Source organism: Bordetella tumulicola, assembly GCF_054779135.1.
Map to the genome: position 1 here is coordinate 827,150 of NZ_BAAGYU010000007.1, position 22,343 is coordinate 849,492.

A 22,343-nucleotide genomic window follows, 5' to 3' on the forward strand; every position below is an offset into this window, starting at 1 on the left:
TGTCCAACTATCATACGATGGAACAAAAATTGAAACATCACCGAAATTTCTCGATTATTTGCCAGTAATGGGTCAATTGATCTGAATTATGGAAAAAATAGATAAATTTGATATGAGCATCATCTCTTGTCTACAAAGAGAGGGTGCGTTGTCGCAGCGCGAGCTGGCCGATCGCGTGGGTTTGTCGCAAAACGCCTGCTGGCGCCGACTGCAGCGTTTGAACGCATGCGGGATCATTCGTGGCACGCGAGCCGAGGTGGACTTGGTCGCGTTGGGGCTGGACTTGACGGTGTTCGTCATGATCCGGACGAGCCATCACGTCAAGGACTGGGCTGATGCATTTCGCCAGCATGTGGATCAGTTGCCCGAGGTGACGGACTTTTATCGCATTGGTGGCGATTGGGATTACCTGATCAAGGTGGTCTGTCGCGGCATCGCCGGATACGACCGCTTTTATCAAAAATTGATTACGGGGTTTGAGCTGTCGACCGTGACCGGCTTTTTCAGTATGGAAGCCATCATCGAAAACCGGCCGCCGGATCTGCGTGTATTGGATGACTGAGCACGCCGGACAACGATATACCGGCGCGCTTGCGCTGACGCGCGTTTAGGGCGCGCGTTTTCTTTTTACTGCGTGATGTTAATCAACTGACGCAAGTCTTTGACGATAGCATCGGTGCTATCTGTATCCGAGGCCAGCAGACGAGCCTTGCCCTCGTTATCAAAAATGTAGACGCCGCGGCTATGCGTGACGTCATAGAGATCGGCGGCATCGCCGGGGCGCGGCTTTTCGATTTGATAGGCCACGCGATAGCGGCGGGCCAGGTCGGCGATTTGTTTTTCGGTGCCAGTCACACCGATCGCCTGATTGTTGAAGGCATCTACGTAGGCCTGGAGCTTGTCGGGCGTGTCGCGATGAGGATCGACACTGACAAACAGAATGCGTACGTCGCGGGCATCGTCGCCGAGTTGCTGCAAAACCGCGGTGAGCTGCGCCATGGTCGTGGGGCAGATATCGGGGCAACTGGCGTAACCGAAGAACAGCAAGACGGTTTTGCCTTTGAGATCATCATTGGTGACGGTCTTGCCGCCAGCGCCCGGCAACTGAAAGGTCAGGTCGGGCAAGTGGCCCTTGATATCGTAAAGCGTCCAGTTGACAGCTTTATCACCACAGGCGGCGATCAGAGTGCAGAGGGCAAGCAGCAGGGCGCGACACACACGACCATTGAGAAAAGCAAACATAGAGGAGTAGCGGGGCACGCGGATTGAAAGGGTTGCAGGGATGCATTCGATTCTAGCGTGCCCGCGGCAAACGTGAGCCGACCGACGTGGGTCGGTCTGATGTGAGCGATCTGACGAGGCGACATTTGGCTGCGCGTCGTCGCGCTCGGGCGGCTGTGCTCAGGCGGCTGTGCTCGAGCCGCCGTGTTTGGGGAAATACGCTTGCGCTTGGAACTACGCGGTCATGCCGCTGTGCCGCAGCAACGCATCGATACGTGGGGCGCGACCGCGGAAGGCTTCGAACGACTCCGCTGCCGGGCGAGCGCCACCGACGGCGAGCACTTCCTTGCGAAAGCGTGAGCCCGTGGCGGCGTCCAGCGTGCCAGAAGTGCTTTGCGACGCCGTTGCCGCGGCGGCTTCTTCGAAGGCCTCATAGGCATCGGCGGACAACACCTCGGCCCACTTGTAGCTGTAGTAGCCCGCACCATAGCCACCCGCGAACAAATGTGAAAAGGCATGTGGCAGTCGGTGCCAAGCGGGCGGAAACAGCACGGCGACTTCGTCGCGAACTTGTTGCAGCAGCGCGAGCGTATCCGCGATGCTCGTGCCTTCGCTGCGGCTATGCAGCAGCATGTCGAACAGCGCGAATTCGATTTGACGCACCGTTTGCATGCCGCTCTGGTAATTGCGAGCGGCCAGCAGCTTGTCGTACAGCGCGCGAGGCAACGCTTCGCCGGTAGCGACATGGGCCGACAGGCGTTGCACGACCGGCCACTCCCAACAGAAGTTTTCCATGAACTGCGAGGGCAGTTCGATAGCGTCCCATTCGACGCTGGCAAAGGCGGACGCACCGGGCTCGTCGACCTCGGACAGCAGGGCGTGCAGGGCGTGGCCGGTTTCGTGGAATAACGTGATGACATCGTCGTGGGTCAGCAACGCGGGCTTGCCATCACCAGGGCGCGCAAAATTGCAGGTGAGATAGACGACGGGAGTTTGTACTTGATCGCCCAGACGGCGACGATTGCGCTCGCTGTCTACCCAGGCGCCGCTTTGCTTGCCCGCGCGTGCATACAGGTCCAGATAGAGATGGCCGATCAGTGCGCCATCGTGCGTCTCGACGCGTACGCCGCGCACATCGGCATGCCAGCGCGAGACGTCGGTTTCGCGCAAGCGGACGTCGAACAGCGACTCGATGACCTGGAACAGGCCCTGCAAGACGCGAGGCTCGGTAAAGTATTGTTTGATCTCGTCTTCGGAATAGGCGTAGCGGGTTTCGCGCAAACGCTCCGAGGCGTAGGCGATGTCCCAGGGCTCCAGCGTGTCCAATCCCAATTCGCTGGCGGCAAAGGCCTTGAGCTCGGCGAGGTCGCGTTCGGCATAGGGGCGGGCGCGCGACGCGAGGTCACGCAGAAAACCGGTCACCTCAGCCGCATCGCGGGCCATGCGAGTTTGCAGACGCAGGGCGGCAAAGGTGCCATAGCCTAGCAAGGAGGACTCTTCGGCGCGCAACGACAACAGTTCCTCGATCAACGACGAGTTGTCGAAGCGCGCATCGCCTTGTTCGGAGGCCACCGTACCGTAGGCACGGTACAGTTGCTCTCGCAGCGCACGATCACGTGCATACTGCATGACGGGCAGGTAGCACGGCATTTTCAGCGTGAGCTTCCAGCCCGCCTGGCCATCGTCCTGGGCGGCCTGGCGCGTGGCCTGCAGCACATCAGCAGGCAAGCCGGCCAGTCGGGCTTCGTCCTCGATGAGAATCGACCAGGCGTCAATGGCGTCAAGCACGTTTTCCGAGAATTTTTGCGACGCTTGCGCCTCGCGCTCGGCATTCGCGGCATAACGCTCGCGGGCCTCGCCTTGCAGCTCAACGCCGCTCAAGCGGAAGTCACGCAGAGCCAACTCGATGACGCGGCGACGCACCGGATCCCAGCTATCGAAATCGCTGGCGGCGCGCAGGCGTTGATATTGGCGATACAGGCCCTCGTGCAGGCCTACCCACGTGGAAAACTCGGTGACCAGCGGCAGGGCCGCGTTATAGGCCTCGCGCAGCTCGGGGGTATTGACCACGGCATTCAGATGTCCGGCGACCGACCAGGCACGCCAGAGTTGTTCCGAAGCGTTGTCCAGCGGCTGTACAACGGATTCCCAATCGGCTGGCAGGCCCGGGTCGGCCGCGACGTCGACGGCCTGCCGTGCACCAGCCAGCAGTTCCTGGATGGCGGGCACAATGTGTGCGGGTTGCACGGCGGCATAGTCGATGAGACCGGAGACGGGAGCAAGCAGGGGATTCTGAGTCATGGGCGTATCGCTGCAAATGGGAGACGAACAGGCTTTAGAGATGAGGGCGGTTGCCTGGAAAACAAGAGCGCAGGCAGCGCAGGTAGGCAGATAGGCTGAGTGGTGGATACAGATGGGCCGAGGGTGGGTAGAGCGGCCAAGTATTCTCGAACCTGAGTCTGTCGTAGTGGGTAGGCCGTCGCAGTCAGGCCGTGACACCAAGTCTGTCGGAGGCTGCCGAGTCCGCAGACCATCGGCGGGAGATGTCCCTGGGCCATGTTTGAGCGCAGCGTAGCGGAGCGAGTTTGGCCCAGGGCCCGCCGATGGTCTGCGGACGAAGGCCGAGCCCCGTCAAGGGGCGAGTGAGCCGACCAGGCTTGGTGTCACGGCCTGACTGCGACGGCCTGCCCGCTACGACGGACGGCTTAAGAACTAAGAACCCGCTGCCGCCCGCTCCGCTGCCTCGACAGTATTGACCAGCAGCATGGCGATGGTCATGGGACCGACGCCACCAGGCACGGGCGTGATGGCACCAGCGACTTGGCGGGCCGAGGCAAAATCGACATCGCCGCACAGTTTGCCGTCCGCGCCTCGATTGATGCCGACATCGATGACAATCGCGCCGGCTTTGATCATGCTGCCGTCGATCATGCCCGGCTTACCGGTCGCGACGACCAGCACGTCCGCGCGGCGCGTTTGGGCGCCCAGGTCACGCGTTTTGGAATTGCAAATGGTGATGGTGGCGCCGGCCTGCAGCAGCAGCATGGCCATGGGCTTGCCCACGATGTTGCTGGCACCCACGATCACGGCTTCGGCGCCGCGCAACGCGACCCCTTCGGACTCGAGCATTTTCATAATGCCGTAGGGCGTGCACGGACGAAACAGGGGTTGGCCCGTCATCAGCAGGCCCGCGTTGCTGATATGAAAACCATCGACGTCCTTTTCGGCCGAGATGGCCTCGATGACCTTGTGGCTATTCATGTGCGGCGGCAACGGCAGTTGAACCAGAATGCCGTGTATGGACGGATCGCGGTTCAGGGCGTCGATGCGGGTCAGCAACTCGGCCTCGGTCATGTCGGCCGGGTATTGTTCTTTTACCGAGTGCAGTCCGGCCTTTTCGCAGGCAGCGACTTTGTTGCGCACATAGACCTGCGAGGCGGGGTCTTCGCCAACCAGCACCACCGCCAAACCGGGTCGGGCGCCTTTGGCGACCAGCACCTGGACACGTTGAGCGACGTCTTCGCGGATGCGCTGCGCCAGGGCGGTACCATCAATAATGCGTGCTTCGTGGACGGAAGCAGGGGTGTCCTGCAGGGTCATGCATGTGCCTCAGGTTTGGCCAACGCGACTTTCATCAAATCGGCGACCGTGGTGACTTCGAGTTTTTCCATGATGTTGGCGCGATGCGCTTCCACCGTTTTGATGCTGATGCCGAGGTCATCGGCGATTTGTTTGTTCAGGCGGCCGGCGACGATGCGCTCGAGCACTTGCTGTTCGCGCGCCGTCAGGCGAGCCAGCATGGCTTCGTGGTCTTTTTGGGCCTGGAACTGGCTGATACGCTGCGTGGCTTGCTCGAGCATGCGGGCAACGATTTCGCGCAAATCGGACTCGTTGAACGGCTTTTCCAGAAAATCGACCGCACCTTTCTTCATGGTGGACACGGCCATCGGCACGTCACCGTGGCCGGTGATGAAGACGATGGGCAGCGGGGCGTTACGGGCCAGCAATTGCTCTTGTAGCTCAAGACCGCTCATGCCCGGCATCCGTACGTCGGCGATCAGTACGCCGACCTGGCCGGGATCGTACTCTTCGAGAAAGGTCTCTCCGCTGGCGAACGCGCGTACGCGATAGCCGTTGGCTTCGAGCAGCCAGCGCAGTGAATCGCGTACCGCTTCGTCATCATCGACAATGAATACCGTGCTCGACTGGGGGGGGGTGTTCATGCGTGCAACTCCTCGGGCTGATCACTCTGTGCGGGCTGTTCAGGCGCCGCGCAGGGCAGTGTAAAACGAAAGATAGTACCGCCGGCGGGATTGGGGTCCGCCCAGAGGCGACCGTGGTGTGATTCGATAATGGTACGGCAGATGTTCAGCCCCATGCCCAGGCCTTGCGACTTGGTGCTGAAGAAGGGCTCGAACAGACGTTCGGGGTCGCTCAGGCCATGCCCGCGATCGACCACCGCAACTTCGATATGCTGCTCATGCAGGATGACGGCCACCTTGAGCTCGTCGGACTCGCTGCTGTCCATGGCCTCGAGGCCGTTTTTCAGGAGGTTGAGCAGTACTTGTTCGATCAGGATCGGGTCGGCCAGTACGTCGGGCGCATTCGAGGGCACGAACGCCTCGATGCGAATGCGGCGCTTACGGGCGTCGATGTCGGCAAAGCCAATGGCATTATCCACGATCCGGCTGATGGGCACACGCTGGCGACGCGGCTCGCTGCGCTTAACGAACTCGCGAATGCGGCTGATGATCTTGCCGGCGCGTTCGGCCTGCGAAGCGGCCTTTTCCAGGGCGGGCAACAACATGGTTGGACTGGTGTGCCCCGCCTTGACCAGCGCAACGGCGCCCATGCTGTAGTTGGCAATGGCGGTGAGGGGCTGGTTGAGTTCGTGAGCCAGCGACGAGGCCATTTCGCCCATGGTGGTGAGGCGGCTGGTGATCTGGATTTTTTCTTGCTGGAGGCGCGAGGCTTCTTCGTGATTACGCCGTTCCGTGATGTCGCGGGCGACTTGCATGCGCACGCGGCGACCATCGGTCCAGGCCAGCATGCGGTGATGCACCTCGAACCAGCGTTGTACCGACGGCGCAAAGACCTCGACCGCCTCGTCAGTAAAACGGCCGCGCCGTCTGGCCAGCAGCTCATTATGGCCGCCCGTCTGCGCGCCAAATACCCGGCGATAGGTGCGGTTGGCAAACAGCAGTTCCAGGCCGTCATGGGTATCGGCTGTCACGGAGATCGCGTCGTCCAGACCCTCGAGCACCGTCATGAAGCGTTCATGCGCGGCCGTCAGCGCCTCGCGAATTCGCTTGGGCTCGGTGATGTCCGTCATCGAGGTCATCCAGCCGATCTGCGTACCGTTGGGGTCCAACAGTGGCGAGACATACATGCGCGCGGTAAAACGCGACCCGTCCCGGCGCTGGGCTTCGATTTCGAGGCCGCTGCTGGGGGTTTTGCCGGAAGTCAGGACATCCAGGGTGTGCTGATGCTGGTCGTGCCGCCCCGGTACCCAATAAGGGAAGGGGGGGCTGCGCCCGATCAGGTCGGCCTCGTTCCAGCCGATCATGCGGCAAAACGCCGGATTGACGTAGGCGATGCGGCCCTCCATGTCGAGCACGCGCATGCCGGTGGACATGGAGTTTTCCATGGCGCGCCGAAAGCCGGTCTCGGCGATGAGGGCGGACTCGGCCGTCGAGCGGAACCGGGTGTAACGCCAAAGCATCAGCAAACTGATGATGATCACGCACGAGAGCGCCAGCACCACCCAGATCAGGCGCTGTTGACGGAGCTCCTGGTCGATCGTGACGAACATCACGCTGTCGTCGCGCAGGCGTTGCAACCAGAAAAACACGCCCATCACGCACAGGTACAGGACCAGTACGACTGCTGGCGTCAGCCAGTACACGCCGCGCCGGCGTTTGCGGGCGTGGTCGTGAAACGAGTTCGGGATACTGGATTTATGAGAACTGGACATGACAGTCAATGCAGATAGACTCGGCATTTTAAAGTGTGTTGCGCTTTATTGCGCAGCGTACCGATTTCGTGCAGATCGGAAAGGGACAAAGACGTTCAGATATTTGTCAATATTCCATATTATGAAATTCCGTACCGCAACATGAAATTTTTATCTGGACGGGTTACTCTTCGCGTACCGTACTGCAACCTGACTGCGATAGCATTGATCGCAGCAGTGGCAGAAACACCGGCGCAAGCCGGAATCTATTGGATTGCCCGACCCTATGATCGTGGGGGATGGGCCTGCTCAGAACTCCCACAGGAGACAAACGATGTCCTCTAATGCCCAGGCTAACGCGCTACCGGCCGCCAACGACGAAGACTCTCTAGAGACACAAGAGTGGCTTGAAGCCCTGGCTGCCGTACTCGAGCGCGAAGGTCCCGAGCGTGCCCATTATTTGCTGGAACGCCTGATTGACGAGGCTCGTCGCTCCGGCGCGCATATCCCATTTTCGCCCAATACGGCCTATGTCAATACCATTCCGCCCGGGCTAGAGACGGCACATCCCGGCAACCTCGAGCTTGAGTCGCGTATTCGCTCGTATGTGCGCTGGAATGCCATGGCCATGGTGGTCAAGGCCAACAAGCACAATCCGCCCGATGGCGGCGACCTGGGCGGTCATATCGCCTCGTTTGCGTCGCTGGCCACCATGATCGGCTGCGGTCAAAATCACTTCTGGCACGCCGAAAGCGAAGATCACGGTGGTGACCTGGTGTACTTCCAGGGGCACACCTCGCCCGGTATGTATGGTCGTGCTTACCTCGAAGGCCGCCTGACCGCCGAGCAGCTCGATCATTTCCGCCAGGAGGTCGATGGCAAGGGCTTATCGTCCTATCCGCACCCGAAGCTGATGCCGGAATTCTGGCAATTCCCGACAGTGTCGATGGGCCTTGGCCCGCTGATGGCGATTTATCAGGCCCGTTTCCTGAAGTATCTACACGCCCGCGGCCTGGCCGACACCAGCCAGCGCAAGGTATGGGTATTCTGCGGCGACGGCGAGATGGACGAACCCGAATCGCTGGGCGCCATCGCCCTGGCCGCGCGTGAAAAACTCGACAACCTGATCTTTGTCGTCAACTGCAACCTGCAGCGCCTGGACGGGCCGGTACGTGGCAACGGCAAGATCATCCAGGAGCTCGAAGGCGACTTCCGAGGCTCGGGCTGGAACGTCATCAAGCTGATCTGGGGCGGCTACTGGGATCCACTTCTGGCGCACGACAAGGAAGGCATCCTGCGCCAGATCATGGAAGACACCGTCGATGGCGAATACCAGGCGTACAAGGCCAATGACGGCAAGTTCGTGCGCGAACATTTCTTTGGCAAACACCCCAAGCTACTGGAAGCCGTGTCGCGCATGAGCGACGAGGACATCTGGCGCCTGAACCGTGGCGGCCATGACCCCCACAAGGTCTACTCGGCCTTCAAGGCGGCCGCGACCCACGAGGGCCAGCCGACGGTGATCCTGGCCAAGACCATCAAGGGCTATGGTATGGGTCATGTGGGCCAGGCCAAAAATCCGACCCACCAGCAAAAGAAAATGGAACTCGAATCGATCCGCGAATTCCGCGATCGTTTTGCGATCCCCATTCCGGACGATCAACTCGAGAAACTGCCGTACTTCAAACCGGCAGAAGATTCCGCCGAAATGAAGTACCTGCACGAACGCCGCAAGGCGCTCGGTGGTTATCTGCCCAAGCGTCGCGCCAAAGCCGACGAACAGCTCAAGGCGCCTGAACTCGAGGCTTTCAAGGCTGTGCTGGAGCCCACCTCCGAGGGCCGCGAAATCTCGACCACCCAGGCATTCGTTCGCGTCCTGAACCAGATTCTGCGAGACAAAGACCTGGGTTCGCGTGTCGTGCCTATCCTGGCCGATGAATCGCGCACGTTCGGTATGGAAGGCCTGTTCCGCCAGATCGGTATCTATGCGCCCGAAGGGCAAAAATACGTGCCGGTCGATAAGGACCAGGTCATGTACTACAAAGAGTCCGCCGATGGTCAACTCCTGCAAGAGGGGATCAACGAGGCGGGCGCGATGAGCTCGTGGATGGCGGCGGCCACGTCGTATTCGACGAATAACCGCATCATGGTGCCGTTCTACATCTATTACTCGATGTTCGGATTCCAGCGCATTGGTGACCTGGCCTGGGCGGCAGGCGACATGCAGGCGCGCGGCTTCTTGCTGGGCGGTACTGCCGGGCGCACGACGCTCAACGGCGAAGGCCTGCAGCACGAAGACGGCCATAGCCACATCCTGGCCTCGACGATCCCGAACTGCGTGTCCTACGACCCGACCTTTGGGCATGAGCTGGCCGTGATCATTCAGCATGGTCTGAAGCGCATGGTCGAAAATCAGGAGAACGTGTACTACTACCTGACCGTGATGAACGAAAACTACCCGCAGCCGGGTCTGACCAAAGGCGACGAGGAAGGCATCATCAAGGGGATGTACAAGCTCAAGTCGCACGGCAAGGGCAAGCAACGTGTACAACTGATGGGTTCCGGCACCATTCTGCGCGAAGTCATGGCGGCCCAGGAATTGCTCGAAGCCGACTGGGGCGTAGCCTCGGATCTCTGGAGCGTGACCAGCTTTACCGAGCTGCGTCGCGATGGCCTGGACGCTGATCGCCACAACCTGCTCAACCCCGAGCAGAAAAAACCGCTGGTGCCTTATGTGACGCAACAGCTCGAAAAGACCGAAGGGCCGATCATCGCATCGACCGACTACATGAAGTTGTTCGCCGATCAGATCCGTCCGTTCGTCCCCAAGGATCGCACGTACCGCGTCCTGGGTACCGATGGCTTTGGCCGTTCGGACTTCCGCTACAAGCTGCGCGAGCACTTCGAGATCGATCGCCATTTCGTTGTGCTGGCCGCCTTGCGCGCGCTGGCCGACGAAGGCAAGGTCCCCGTCGCCAAGGTGGCTGAGGCCATCAAGAAATACGGCATCAACCCGGAAAAAGCCAACCCGCACCACGCTTGAAGGTAAACAGACATGAGCAAACTCGTGGAAATTAAGGTACCCGACATCGGTGACTTCAAAGAAGTCGAAGTCATCGAGGTGCTGGTTGCAGCGGGAGACACGATCAAGGCCGAACAAAGCCTGATCACCGTCGAGTCCGACAAGGCCTCGATGGAAATTCCTGCGTCCGCTGGCGGCGTCGTCAAGTCGGTCAAAGTCAAGGTCGGAGACAAGGTCGCCGAAGGCACGGTGATCTTCGAGATCGAGGCCGCTGACGAGCAGAAAGACAGTGCCGCAGCGCCCGCCGGCGAATCGAAGTCGGCTGCGGCTGAGTCGAAGCCCGCTGAATCGAAGTCCGACGAAGCAAAATCAGACAAAGCCGCGCCTGCCGCCGATAAGGGTGAAAGCCAACAGAGCGGTGGTCCATCGGAAATTGCCGTGCCGGATATCGGCGACTTCAAGGAAGTCGAAGTCATCGAAGTCATGGTCGCTGTCGGCGACACTATCAAGGCTGAACAAAGCCTGATCACTGTCGAGTCCGACAAGGCCTCGATGGAGATCCCGGCATCGGCTGGCGGCGTTGTCAAGGAACTGAAGGTCAAGGTCGGCGACAAGGTCGCCAAGGGCTCGGTCATCGCCATCGTGGAAGGCGGCGCCGGCGAGGCGCCCGCGCCCGCCAAACCCGCCGCTGCCGACCAAGGCGCCAAACCTGCGCAAGCCGCAGCGCCTGCCTCGCAAGCTGCAACACCTGCCCCGGAAGTCGCGCCCACTGCCAAGGCATCACCCACGGCAGTGCTCGAAGACCCGAACCTCAAGCCCGGCCAACTGCCGCATGCTTCGCCGTCGGTACGCAAATTCGCGCGCGAACTTGGCGTGAATCTCAGCAAGGTCAAGGGCTCGGGTCCCAAGGACCGCATCACGGCCGACGACGTCCGTGCCTTTGTGAAGCAGGCCTTGGCGGCGCCCGCCGCATCAGGTGCAGGCGGTGCCGATGGCGCCGCGCTGGGCTTGCTGCCTTGGCCCAAGATCGATTTCACCAAGTTTGGGCCGATCGACGCCAAGCCGCTGTCGCGCATCAAGAAAATCTCCGGCGCGAACCTGCATCGCAACTGGGTCATGATCCCGCACGTCACCAACAATGACGAAGCCGATATCACCGACCTGGAGGCGCTGCGCGTCACGTTGAACAACGAAAACGAAAAGTCCGGTGTCAAGGTCACCATGCTGGCCTTCCTGATCAAAGCCGTGGTCGCGGGCTTGAAGAAATTCCCCGAGTTCAACGCCTCGCTCGACGGCGATCAACTGATCTACAAGCAGTACTACCACATTGGTTTCGCGGCCGACACGCCCAATGGCCTGGTGGTGCCGGTGATCCGTGATGCCGACAAAAAAGGCATCCTTGAGATTGCCAAGGAAATGGGCGAGCTTTCCAAGAAAGCCCGCGACGGCAAGATTTCGCCGGCCGACATGCAGGGTGGTTGTTTCTCGATCTCGTCGTTGGGTGGTATCGGAGGCACGCACTTCACGCCCATCATCAACGCACCTGAAGTCGCCATCCTGGGTGTCTCGCGTTCGGCTCACAAGCCGGTGTGGGACGGCAAGCAATTCGTGCCGCGCTTGATCGTGCCGCTGTCGCTGTCGTACGACCATCGTGTCATCGACGGCGCCGCCGCTGCGCGTTTCAACGCATACCTCGGCCAATTGCTGGCGGACTTCCGCCGCATCGCGCTGTAACGGGGGCCGCATGAGCAAACTTGTTGATATCAAAGTACCCGACATCGGTGACTTCAAGGAGGTCGAAGTCATCGAGGTGCTGGTAGCCGAGGGCGACACGATCAAGGCCGAACAGAGCCTGATCACCGTCGAGTCCGACAAGGCCTCGATGGAAATCCCTGCGTCCGCTGGCGGCGTCGTCAAGTCGGTCAAAGTCAAGGTCGGTGACAAGGTCGCCGAAGGCACGGTGATTTTCCAGATCGAAGCCACCGACGCCGCACCGGCCGCCGACACCAAGACGGCCCCACAGCCTGCCGCTGCCGACAGCAAGCCTGCGGCACCATCCGCAGCCGCGCCTGCGACGCAGGCCAGCCAGGCCGCGGCGCCGACTGCAGCCTCGTACAGCGGCTCGGCCGATCTGGAATGCGACGTACTGGTGCTGGGTGCAGGCCCCGGCGGTTATTCGGCGGCGTTCCGCGCAGCCGACCTGGGCTTGTCTGTGGTGCTGGTCGAGCGCTATGACACGTTGGGCGGTGTTTGCCTGAACGTGGGTTGCATCCCGTCCAAAGCCTTGTTGCATAACGCTGCCGTCGTCGACGAAGCGCGTGCGCTGGCGGCACACGGCATTAGTTTCGGCGAACCCAAGATCGATCTGGACAAGCTGCGCGGCTACAAAGACAGCGTCGTCGCGAAGCTCACGGGCGGCCTGGCCGGTATGGCCAAGGCGCGCAAGGTCAAGGTCGTGACGGGCGTCGGCGAGTTTGCCGATCCGAATCATTTGTCGGTCAAGGGCGCCGACGACAAGACGCAGACCATTCGCTTCAAGAACGCCATCATTGCGGCGGGCAGCCAATCGGTCAAATTGCCGTTCCTGCCCGATGACGAGCGGATCGTCGACTCCACCGGCGCGCTGCACCTGCGCAGCATCCCCAAAAAGATGCTGATCGTCGGTGGCGGGATCATCGGTCTGGAAATGGGCACGGTGTATTCCACGCTGGGCGCGCGCCTGGATGTGGTCGAAATGCTCGACGGCCTGATGCAGGGCGCGGATCGCGACCTGGTCAAAGTCTGGCAAAAAATGAATGCCGATCGCTTTGACAACATCATGCTCAAGACCAAGACGGTCGGTGCCGAGGCAAAGAAAGACGGCATCTACGTGAGCTTCGAAGGCGAGGGGGCTCCCAAAGAACCGCAGCGCTACGACTTGGTGTTGCAAGCCGTGGGTCGCAGTCCCAACGGCAAGAAGATCGGTGCGGACAAGGCCGGCGTGGCTGTGACGGACCGGGGTTTTATCGAAGTCGATCGCCAGATGCGTACCAATGTGCCGCACATCTACGCGATTGGCGACATCGTGGGCCAGCCCATGTTGGCGCATAAAGCCGTGCACGAGGGCCATGTCGCCGCCGAAGCCGCCGCGGGTCAAAAGTCTTTCTTCGACGCGCGTGTCATTCCATCGGTGGCCTACACCGATCCGGAAGTCGCCTGGGTCGGTCTGACCGAGGACGAAGCCAAGAAGCAGGGCATCAAGGTCGAAAAGGGCGTGTTCCCCTGGGCTGCCTCTGGCCGCGCTATCGCCAATGGCCGCGACGAGGGCTTTACCAAGCTGCTGTTTGACGCGGAAACGCATCGCATCCTGGGCGGCGGTATCGTCGGCACCCATGCGGGCGATTTGATCAGCGAGGTTGTCCTGGCTGTCGAAATGGGCGCAGACGTCGTGGACATCGCCAAAACCATCCATCCGCACCCCACGCTGGGTGAATCGGTCGGGATGGCGGCGGAGGTCGCCGAAGGGGTGTGCACCGACTTGCCGCCGATGCGCAAGAAGTAACCTCTGTCGACCTGAGCTTGCTCGCCCTACGGGCGTCAAGACAAACAGCCCTGTACGTCAAAATATCGATGACGTACAGGGCTGTTTTGTTTGAAAGGCGCTGAGACCGCGTATCGGTTTCGCGTAAGCGTCGGGGGTTGCGATTTCAGGCGAAGCTGCCTCCGATTGCTCGGGCAGATTAGCGGCTCAACCGGACTTATTGCGCCTGAATGCCAGCGTCCTTGATCAGGCTGCCCCAGAGGTCGCGTTGTTCGCTGACAAAGGTAGCGAAGCTTTCGGGCGTCCCGCTAAAGGCATCAAAACCGAGGCTCGCTAGACGTTTGCGCACGTCGGGATCATTCACAACCTGATTGATGGCGGCATTGAGTTTGGTCACGATTTCAGGGGGTAATCCGGCGGGGCCAAAGTAGCCGTTCCATGAGTTCAGGTCGAAATTGTCGACGCCCGCTTCGCGCATAGAGGGCAGGTCGGGCACGATCTCACTACGTTCGGCGGTCGACACGGCCATGGCGCGCAATTGGCCGGACTGTACAAACGGCAGCCCCGATGCCAAGTCGGTAAACATGATGTTGACCTGTCCGCCAATCAGATCCGTCAGCGCTTGCGGCGTGCCTTTGTAAGGCACATGCAGAATGTCGATATCCGCTCGGCGCGCCAGCGTGGCGCCTGCCACGATGCCCGTGCTATTGCCGGTGGCGTAAGTGACCTTGCCGGGGTTTTTGCGGGCGTAATCGATCAGCTCGGCGACCGTGGTGTAGGGTTGCTTGGGATTGGTGACCAGCAGAAAAGGCAAATTCCCGCCACGCGCGATAGGCGTGAAATCCTTGATCGGGTCGTACGACACGTTCTTCATCAGGAACGGCGCCGCCGAATGCGACGTATTGGTCGTGACGAACAGGGTGTAACCATCGGGCTTGGCGCGCGCGACGTATTGGGCGGCAATGGTGGCGTTCGCCCCGGGTTTGTTTTCCACGACCACCTGCTGGCCCAGAATCTTGCCCAGTTCCGCGGCAAAAATTCGACCGACCGCATCGGTGCCGGATCCCGCAGGGAAGGGCACAACCAGGTTGATGGGTTTTTCCGGATAGGCGGCCTGCGCGGGCGCGCACAGTACGGACGCAAGGGCAGTGCTACACAGCGCCGCGGCGCGTAGGGTACGTAACCACATTTGGGGTATCTCCTTTCTTGGATGGTCGCGGCTCTTGGGTGACGAAAGGATTCCGTCGTGGCCGCTAGCGGGGGAATCTAAGCGTCGTCGTCCTACGTGGCTGAACCATCAGCCGCCGGCGTCGAAAAATCGCGAATCACGCGATCGGGCGACTCTTCGTAGGGCGGCGAGTAAATGACCAGCAACCGCACCGGCGTTTCGCTGGTGACGGTAAAGACGTGAGGAATGTCGGGCGGAAAATAACAGCAGTCCCCCGCCACCATATCGGCGGACTCGTCGCCGACTTGCGCACGCGCCGTTCCCTCGAGCAAATAACACACTTGCTCAATTCCCGGATGGGCGTGGGGCAGGGCGCCCTTGCCTTTTTCGATCACGCCCAGCAAGACCTCGACATGGCGGGCACCGACGTTTTCAGCACCGATCAAGCGGCGGTTCAGCGTACCGGTGTGATTGGCGGGGTGGTAACCGGGAACCTCGGCTTCGCGCACGAGCCAGCTAGGGGTGTGGGGCATCGGATGTCTCAATGTTGTCTGTTTATGGGAATTATTGATAACACAAAAATGGACAGCAGACGTTCCCCCGGAAAATCAAAAACGTAGCGAATGGGCATCATTTGCGCGCGAACCGCGGCGCCCACTTCATTATTTTTGCTGCAGTCCCCACAACGCGGTCAACATGTGGCCGGTCGCGGGGTCGGCTGTGTCTTCGCGATAGGCAATACCCAGTTGTCGCCACAATGCCGGCCGCAACGGCCGCATGACAATGCGTTCATCAGGAGGTGGTGCGCCATCCTCGTGGGGAAGCAGGGTGGCGCCGTATCCTGCGCCGACCAGGCTCTTGATGGCATCGTTGTAGTTCAACGCGATGCGCGGTGCCGGACGCTGACCGGCGTCGGCAAACCACTGGCTGGTCAGTCGCGACAGGTGGGTACCCGGGTCGTTCAGGATAAGAGGCTGTCCGGCCATCCAGCGGGGTGTGACCTGCGCGGGTACGGACCATGCGGCGGGCAGGAACGCCACGATGGGATCGCGTCGCCACGGTTGAATCGTCAGACCGGGCACTTTGGGCTGAGGCAGCGCCACGACGCCGATATCGAGTGATCCCTCGATCAAACGCGCCTGGGTTTGCTGAGACGTCAGGACCGCGATTTGCACGTCTATCGTCGGATGCGATTGCGTCAACGATGCCAGGGCGCGGGGCAACAGGTGAGCAATGACCCCCGTAGAGGCGCCCAGACGCACGCGCCCGGCGAGCCCCTGGGCCTGGCGCGACACATCGTCGAGGGCATGACTCACGTCGCCGAGCAATTTCCGGGCGTGCTCGATCAGGCTTTCACCGATGGCGGTCGGTCGAACCTGGCCCTTGGTCCGGGAAAGCAACTGGGCGCCGACACGGCTTTCCAACTCGCTGACGTGCAGGCTGACCGTGGGCGGTGCCAGATGAAGCAGCGCTGCTGCTTTGGCAAACGATCGTTGATCTGCAATGGTGATCAGGGTGCGCAATTGATCGAGATTGATTTCCCGCATGATGCTTCAAGCCTCAGAATTTATGAATATAACGATCATGAAATTCAACTTTTCTAATTTTATGGGGTGAGCGAGCATAGCGCTATCAATCTATCACCGGGTTTTTGCGATGACGACTCCTCACGTTTTTATTGATGGCGATCAGGGCACGACGGGCCTGCAGATCCATGCGCGTTTACAGGGACGCAGCGATATCGTCGTCAACACCTTGCCGTTGGCCCACCGCAAGGATCCGCAACGCCGTGCCGAGGCACTGAATGCTTGCGATATCGCTATTTTGTGCCTGCCCGACGACGCGGCACGCGATGCCGTAGGTCTGCTGACGAACGCCGACGTACGCGTCATCGACGCAAGCTCCGCGCATCGGGTTCAGGATGGCTGGACCTATGGCTTGGCGGAGCTGGGTCCGGATCAGCCGCGCCTGATCGCTCAATCAAAGCGCGTCACCAATCCGGGTTGCTATCCAACGGGCGCCATTGGCCTATTGCATCCCCTTGTGGACGCCGGCCTGGTGCCGCGGGACTATCCGCTGGCGATTCATGCGGTGTCGGGCTATTCAGGGGGAGGGCGTAGCGCCGTCCAGAAGTACGAAAATACCGAAGCGCAGCCGCCAGACCATGCTGAGCCGGGGGCAAGCGGACCCGGCGGGCGCACGCAACCGTCCGCATTCCAGGTTTACGGTCTAGGCCTGCAACACAAGCACGTGCCAGAGATCCAGTATTACGCCGGGTTGGCGCATCCTCCTGTTTTCGTGCCCGCCTATGGCGCTTATCGCCAGGGGATTGTGCTTACGATTGCGCTGCAGCAACGCTTGTTGCCCGCGGGAGCGCAGGCGGAGACGCTACACGCCTGCCTCGCCAATCACTATGCAGGCGCGGCGCACGTGCGCGTGCTGTCGTTGGCCGAGTCGTCAGGATTACAGGGGCTCGACCCGCAACGCCTCAATGACACGAACAATATGGAGCTCGCCGTTTTTGCCAATCCGGAACGGGGCCAGATTTTGTTGAGCGCCGTTTTCGATAACCTGGGCAAAGGCGCCTCGGGCGCGGCGGTGCAGAATCTGAACCTGATGTTGGGCGCGGGCTGAGCGACTGTTAAACTGTCGATCTTCGCTATTTTTGTGTATCTTCATGCCCGCCCCCCGTCTTGACGCCGCCACACCGTTGCCCCAGTGGCTGCAGTATCTCGAGTCCATTCACAGCAAGGCTATCGATCTGGGGCTGGACCGGGTTAGGCAGGTGGCTGATCGCCTGGCGTTGCAGCTCGACGGCATCAAGTTCGTCGTCGGTGGCACCAATGGCAAGGGCTCTACCTGTGCCATGCTCGAGGCCATTTTGCTGGCTGCGGGTTACCGGGTAGGCACCTACACGTCGCCGCATTTGATCGATTTCAATGAGCGGGCACGCATCAATGGCGAGATCGCCAGTGATGCCGCGCTGACCGAGCAGTTTGCCGCGGTCGAGGCCGCGCGTGGCGAGGTCACGCTGACGTATTTCGAATTTACGACGCTCGCTATTTTGCGGTTGTTCTCGCAGACGAAGCTGGACGCGATCGTGCTTGAGGTTGGCCTTGGTGGACGACTGGACGCCGTCAATATCGTGGATGCCGACTGCGCCATCATTACCAGCGTCGACCTGGATCACACGGATTGGCTGGGTGATACGCGCGAGGAAATCGGCGCCGAAAAGGCCCACATTTATCGCGGCGGTCGGCCGGCCATTTGCAGCGATCCGCAGCCGCCGCAGTCTTTATTGGACCATGCACAAGAGATCGGCGCCGATCTGTGGCTGTTTCGCAAGGATTTCAACTACTCGGGCGATCGCCAGCAGTGGGCCTATGGTGGCCGTGGGCAGCGTCGCAACGCTTTGGCATACCCCGCGTTGCGCGGCGCAAACCAGTTGCTGAATGCGGCGGCGGCCTTGGCCGCTCTCGAGTCAGTGCGTGATCGGCTGGCCGTGCCACAGCAAGCCGTACGCGTCGGGCTGTTGCAGGCTTCGTTGCCGGGGCGGTTTCAGATTTTGCCGGGGCAACCGTCGATCATTCTGGATGTGGCGCACAACCCGCATGCGGCAGCGGTGTTGGCGCAGAATCTCGACAACATGGGTTTTCATCCCTACACCCATGCGGTGGTGGGCATGCTGAGCGATAAAGACGTCGACGGTGTCATTGCCAAGCTGCTTGGCCGCATCGATCATTGGTATTGCGCGGGCTTGCCGGGGCCTCGCGGTGGTACGGGTGACGATTTGGCGAGTCATGTTTCGTCCGCCCTGACGGCCGCGCCGACGGCGTCCGAGGCGCCCACGGTACAAGCCTATCCCGACCCTGCGGCCGCGTTTGCCGCCGCCCGCGAACGGGCGGGCGAGGGTGATAGAATCGTGGTGTTTGGCTCGTTTCTCACCGTAGCCTCGGTTTTGCAGTCATTGGGCCGTACAGCCTAAGGTTTCGGCAGTCGGGGCATGCTCCGATCAGGTCGCAAGGAATTCCTGTCCATGGGATTGTTCACTCGCAAAGACTCCGCCTCGCAGGCATCTCCCTCCAGACCGCGTCCGTCGGTTTCCAGTGAGGCCCAAGCCGCGGAACTCCGTGGGCGTGCTCGCCGACGGCTCGCCGGGGCGGTCGCGCTGGTACTCGCCGCAGTCATCGTGCTGCCGATGGTGCTTGACTCCGAGCCCGTCCCCGTCGCCAACGACATCCCGATCCGTATCCCGGATCGCAATGCGCCTTATCAGCCGCAGGTGTCGCCACCGGCTGTCGCCGATGCAGGCAGTGCCGCAACGGGCACGACGCCCGGCGATGCATCAGGCCAGACGCCCGCCACGCAGTCGCCGGCCACGCCGTCGACGCCACCTGACCTGTCCAGCGTGCAGCCGCCCGAGCCAACGACCTCGATCGCCGAGACAGAGCTCTCCAAGCCACCTGCCGTGCCGCCGCCGGTCACCAAGCCGCCCGTCACACCGCCCAAGCCACCCGCGACGCCGCCCAAAACCGCGCGCGATGACGATGGCGCACGTGCCCTGGCGCTGCTCGAGGGTCGCGCGGCTCCCGAGGCGCCGGCCCGTGCCGCCCCGAAGCCTGCCACTAAGGGTAATTTCGTCCTGCAGATCGCGTCGTATGGCGCACAGGCCGATGCACAGTCACGACGCACCAAGTTGCATCAGGCAGGTGTCACCAACGCGTTTGTCGAAGAGGCCTCGGTAGGGGGTAAACAGCAATATCGTCTGCGTGTGGGACCATTCCCCTCGCGTGAGGCCGCCCAGGCCGCTCAGGCTCGCTTGCGCACGCTGGGTTACGACAACGGTTTCATTACCGGCCAGTGACCGGCTTCGACTTCGTCGTTCTGGCAATTCTGGCGGCCTCGGGGTTGCTGGGGTTGATTCGCGGCCTGCTCAAAGAAGTCTTGTCGTTGATGGCGTTTTTGCTGGCGTTCATAGCCGCGATCTGGTGGGGGCCCACCGTGTATGGCTGGCTCGAACCCTATATCGAAACCGCGATGCTACGCATGGGGATCGCGTACGCGGCCGTCTTCATTTTGGTGTTATTGGGCGTCGGATTGATCAACATGACGCTGGGGGCCCTGATTCGTACCACCGGCCTGACGCCGGCGGATCACGGCCTGGGCGCGGTATTCGGTCTGGCGCGCGGTTTGTTGTTTGTATTGATATTGGTGGCGTTGGGTGGCTATACGCCACTGCCGCAAGAGCCCTGGTGGCAGAACGCCATGTTTTCACATTCGGCCACAGAGGCCGTCAGGCATATCAAGTTGTGGTTGCCCCCGTCATTGGCGACGTGGCTGCCCTACTAAGTTTCGTTTAACGGGAAATCTCACCATGTGTGGAATCATCGGGGTCATTGGGCGCGGGCCGGTCAACCAGCTGCTCTATGACGGTTTGCTGCTGCTGCAGCATCGTGGCCAGGACGCGGCCGGTATTGCGACGGCGTCACAGGGCAGCCACTTCAACATGTTCAAGGCGCATGGCCTGGTGCGTGACGTTTTCCGCACCCGCAACATGCGCTCGCTGCCGGGTACGACAGGTATCGGTCATGTTCGCTACCCGACCGCCGGCTCCAGCGTCAGCGAAGAAGAAGCGCAGCCTTTTTATGTCAATGCCCCGTATGGCATCACCTTTGCCCACAACGGCAACCTGACAAACTGGCGCGAACTGCGCGAGTCGCTGTATCGGGTGGATCGCCGTCATATCAATACCGACTCTGACTCGGAAGTCCTGCTTAATGTGCTGGCGCACGAACTGCAGGTGGCCGCCAAAGGCATGTCGCTCGATGACGATACGATCTTTCAGGCGGTTGTCGGCCTGCACAAGCGGGCACGCGGCGCCTATGCCGTCGTCTCGCAGATTTCCGGCTACGGCATGCTGGCGTTTCGCGACCCTTACGGGATCCGTCCGCTCTGTATTGGCCGCCAAGAAACAGAAGAGGGCGTTGAGTGGATGGTCGCCTCGGAATCCGTGGCGCTGGAAGGCAGTGGCTTTGCCTTTTTCCGCGACGTTGAGCCCGGCGAAGCCATCTTTGTCGACCTGGATGGCCGCATGGTCAGCCGCCAATGCGCCGACAACCCCGAACTCGTACCCTGCATATTCGAGTACGTGTATTTCGCGCGTCCCGATTCGATGATTAACGGCGTATCTGTCTACGACGCGCGTTTGCGCATGGGCGAATACCTGGCCGACAAAGTCGCACGTAATATGCGTCTGGGCGACATCGACGTCGTCATGCCCATTCCGGATTCGTCGCGGCCCGCCGCCATGCAACTGGCCGCCCGCCTGAATCTCGACTACCGCGAAGGCCTGATCAAAAACCGCTACGTGGGCCGCACTTTTATCATGCCCGGCCAAGCCGTACGCCGTAAATCTGTGCGCCAAAAGCTCAACGCCATCGGCAGCGAATTTAAAGGCAAAAACGTCTTGCTCGTCGACGACTCCATCGTACGTGGCACCACCAGCCGTGAGATCGTTGACATGGCACGCGCGGCGGGTGCCAACAAAGTCTACTTTGCCTCGGCCGCGCCACCGGTACGCTTTCCGAACGTCTACGGCATTGATATGCCGACGCAAAGCGAACTCATCGCCACGGGTCGTTCGGACGAGGAAATCGCCGCCACCATCGGTGCCGACGGTCTGATCTACCAAGACCTGGCCGACATGGAAAGATCCGTCTCCGACATCAACCCGGCCCTCAAGCGTTTCGAATCGTCGTGCTTCAACGGCGACTACGTCACCGGCGACATCACCCCGGAATACCTCGAGCGCCTGAGCCTGGCACGCAGCAACGCCGACGACGAAGAGTCCACGGGGGGGTTGCAGTTCAATATGGGCCACGGACTCAACGACTGACCATTCACGACTGATCTCAATCACGCCGCGCGACGATCCCGCCGGGCCTCAACAGGGCCCGGCCGCTATTTTCCTTGACCTTCCCGGACGACAATAATGCAAGCATCTCGCCAGCGTCTTTTGTGGCTGATCGCCTTTCTCAGCTTCGCTGCCCTCGGCGTGGCACTGGTATCGCAACACGTATTCAACATGCCGCCTTGCGCATGGTGCGTATTGCAACGCTTGATCTATCTGGTGATCGGCCTGATTGCGCTGATTGGCGCTAGTGCCAACGCGCTGGCTCGCCTTGGCGCCGCTTTGACCGGTATCCTCAGCCTGTGTGGCATCGCGGCGGCCTGGTACCAATACGACGTCGCGGCGCACATGTTCTCCTGCGACCTGACCTTCGCCGATCGTTTCATGAGCGCGTCCGGCCTGGACGGGAGTATTCCCTGGGTCTTCGGTATCTTCGCCAGTTGCATGGACGCCACCGTAGAGGTCCTGGGCATTGAGTACGCCTTATGGAGCCTGGCCCTGTTTGCGATTATCCTGATCACTAGCCTGATCGCCGCCGTCAAACGCTAA

At 60.9% G+C, this 22,343-nt stretch carries 18 protein-coding genes; 10 read left to right on the plus strand and 8 right to left on the minus strand.

The genetic code is table 11. The annotated features are described in order from the left end of the window. Nucleotides 1–88: 88 nt before the first annotated feature. Nucleotides 89–562, plus strand: coding sequence for an Lrp/AsnC family transcriptional regulator (locus ACYVDM_RS12190; RefSeq protein WP_415785460.1), 474 nt, complete (start codon nucleotides 89–91; stop codon nucleotides 560–562). A gap of 65 nt (nucleotides 563–627) precedes the next feature. Here ACYVDM_RS12190 and ACYVDM_RS12195 read toward each other — a convergent pair whose 3' ends face one another. The 5 genes from ACYVDM_RS12195 to ACYVDM_RS12215 form a co-directional block, all read right to left on the minus strand. Continuing rightward, nucleotides 628–1,242 (minus strand): SCO family protein, encoded by a 615-nt coding sequence (locus tag ACYVDM_RS12195; RefSeq protein ID WP_415785458.1) that lies wholly within the window; start codon nucleotides 1,240–1,242, stop codon nucleotides 628–630. Nucleotides 1,243–1,455: 213 nt separating this feature from the next. Continuing rightward, nucleotides 1,456–3,522: a M3 family metallopeptidase gene (locus ACYVDM_RS12200; protein ID WP_415785456.1), complete on the minus strand. Its 2,067-nt coding sequence runs from the start codon at nucleotides 3,520–3,522 to the stop codon at nucleotides 1,456–1,458. A 411-nt stretch (nucleotides 3,523–3,933) separates the two neighbouring features. Beyond that, nucleotides 3,934–4,821 (minus strand): bifunctional methylenetetrahydrofolate dehydrogenase/methenyltetrahydrofolate cyclohydrolase FolD, encoded by an 888-nt coding sequence (gene folD / locus ACYVDM_RS12205; protein WP_415785454.1) that lies wholly within the window; start codon nucleotides 4,819–4,821, stop codon nucleotides 3,934–3,936. Then, nucleotides 4,818–5,444: a response regulator transcription factor gene (locus ACYVDM_RS12210; RefSeq protein WP_415785452.1), complete on the minus strand. Its 627-nt coding sequence runs from the start codon at nucleotides 5,442–5,444 to the stop codon at nucleotides 4,818–4,820. Before ACYVDM_RS12210 ends, folD begins: the two co-directional genes overlap by 4 nt. Further along, on the minus strand, nucleotides 5,441–7,195 hold the full coding sequence (locus tag ACYVDM_RS12215) for a PAS domain-containing sensor histidine kinase (protein ID WP_415785450.1): 1,755 nt from the start codon (nucleotides 7,193–7,195) through the stop codon (nucleotides 5,441–5,443). The genes ACYVDM_RS12210 and ACYVDM_RS12215 overlap by 4 nt, the downstream gene beginning before the upstream one ends. A gap of 313 nt (nucleotides 7,196–7,508) precedes the next feature. On the opposite strand from ACYVDM_RS12215, the gene aceE reads away from it, so the two are divergent. The 3 genes from aceE to lpdA are packed head-to-tail and all read left to right on the plus strand — an operon-like array spanning nucleotide 7,509 to nucleotide 13,737. Then, entirely contained in the window at nucleotides 7,509–10,217 is a 2,709-nt protein-coding gene (gene aceE / locus ACYVDM_RS12220) for a pyruvate dehydrogenase (acetyl-transferring), homodimeric type (protein WP_415785448.1), read from the plus strand. Nucleotides 10,218–10,229: 12 nt separating this feature from the next. Beyond that, nucleotides 10,230–11,930 (plus strand): dihydrolipoyllysine-residue acetyltransferase, encoded by a 1,701-nt coding sequence (gene aceF / locus ACYVDM_RS12225; RefSeq protein ID WP_415785446.1) that lies wholly within the window; start codon nucleotides 10,230–10,232, stop codon nucleotides 11,928–11,930. Between the two features lie 10 nt (nucleotides 11,931–11,940). After that, the gene (lpdA, locus tag ACYVDM_RS12230) at nucleotides 11,941–13,737 is read left to right on the plus strand and encodes a dihydrolipoyl dehydrogenase (RefSeq protein WP_415785444.1); all 1,797 of its coding nucleotides are present in this window, start codon (nucleotides 11,941–11,943) and stop codon (nucleotides 13,735–13,737) included. Between the two features lie 196 nt (nucleotides 13,738–13,933). Here lpdA and ACYVDM_RS12235 read toward each other — a convergent pair whose 3' ends face one another. From ACYVDM_RS12235 to ACYVDM_RS12245, 3 genes are all read right to left on the minus strand, one after another. Beyond that, entirely contained in the window at nucleotides 13,934–14,905 is a 972-nt protein-coding gene (locus tag ACYVDM_RS12235; protein ID WP_415785442.1) for a Bug family tripartite tricarboxylate transporter substrate binding protein, read from the minus strand. Between the two features lie 92 nt (nucleotides 14,906–14,997). Beyond that, nucleotides 14,998–15,417 carry a cupin domain-containing protein gene (locus ACYVDM_RS12240; protein WP_415785440.1) on the minus strand — a complete coding sequence of 140 codons (420 nt, stop codon included), beginning with the start codon at nucleotides 15,415–15,417 and terminating at the stop codon, nucleotides 14,998–15,000. A 129-nt stretch (nucleotides 15,418–15,546) separates the two neighbouring features. After that, complete coding sequence (locus ACYVDM_RS12245) at nucleotides 15,547–16,431, minus strand: LysR family transcriptional regulator (RefSeq protein WP_415785438.1); 885 nt, start codon at nucleotides 16,429–16,431, stop codon at nucleotides 15,547–15,549. A gap of 109 nt (nucleotides 16,432–16,540) precedes the next feature. Here ACYVDM_RS12245 and argC point away from each other — a divergent pair, with 109 nt between their 5' ends. The 6 genes from argC (at nucleotide 16,541) to ACYVDM_RS12275 (ending at nucleotide 22,343) form a co-directional block, all read left to right on the plus strand. After that, a complete protein-coding gene (argC, locus tag ACYVDM_RS12250) occupies nucleotides 16,541–17,518 on the plus strand; it encodes an N-acetyl-gamma-glutamyl-phosphate reductase (protein WP_415785436.1) in 978 nt (325 codons plus the stop codon). Between the two features lie 43 nt (nucleotides 17,519–17,561). Beyond that, on the plus strand, nucleotides 17,562–18,869 hold the full coding sequence (gene folC / locus ACYVDM_RS12255) for a bifunctional tetrahydrofolate synthase/dihydrofolate synthase (protein WP_415785434.1): 1,308 nt from the start codon (nucleotides 17,562–17,564) through the stop codon (nucleotides 18,867–18,869). 51 nt (nucleotides 18,870–18,920) lie between these two features. Continuing rightward, the gene (locus ACYVDM_RS12260; protein ID WP_415785432.1) at nucleotides 18,921–19,748 is read left to right on the plus strand and encodes an SPOR domain-containing protein; all 828 of its coding nucleotides are present in this window, start codon (nucleotides 18,921–18,923) and stop codon (nucleotides 19,746–19,748) included. Continuing rightward, nucleotides 19,745–20,233 (plus strand): CvpA family protein, encoded by a 489-nt coding sequence (locus ACYVDM_RS12265; RefSeq protein ID WP_415785430.1) that lies wholly within the window; start codon nucleotides 19,745–19,747, stop codon nucleotides 20,231–20,233. The genes ACYVDM_RS12260 and ACYVDM_RS12265 overlap by 4 nt, the downstream gene beginning before the upstream one ends. A gap of 25 nt (nucleotides 20,234–20,258) precedes the next feature. Further along, on the plus strand, nucleotides 20,259–21,779 hold the full coding sequence (gene purF, locus ACYVDM_RS12270; RefSeq protein ID WP_415785428.1) for an amidophosphoribosyltransferase: 1,521 nt from the start codon (nucleotides 20,259–20,261) through the stop codon (nucleotides 21,777–21,779). Between the two features lie 96 nt (nucleotides 21,780–21,875). Beyond that, nucleotides 21,876–22,343: a disulfide bond formation protein B gene (locus tag ACYVDM_RS12275; RefSeq protein WP_415785426.1), complete on the plus strand. Its 468-nt coding sequence runs from the start codon at nucleotides 21,876–21,878 to the stop codon at nucleotides 22,341–22,343.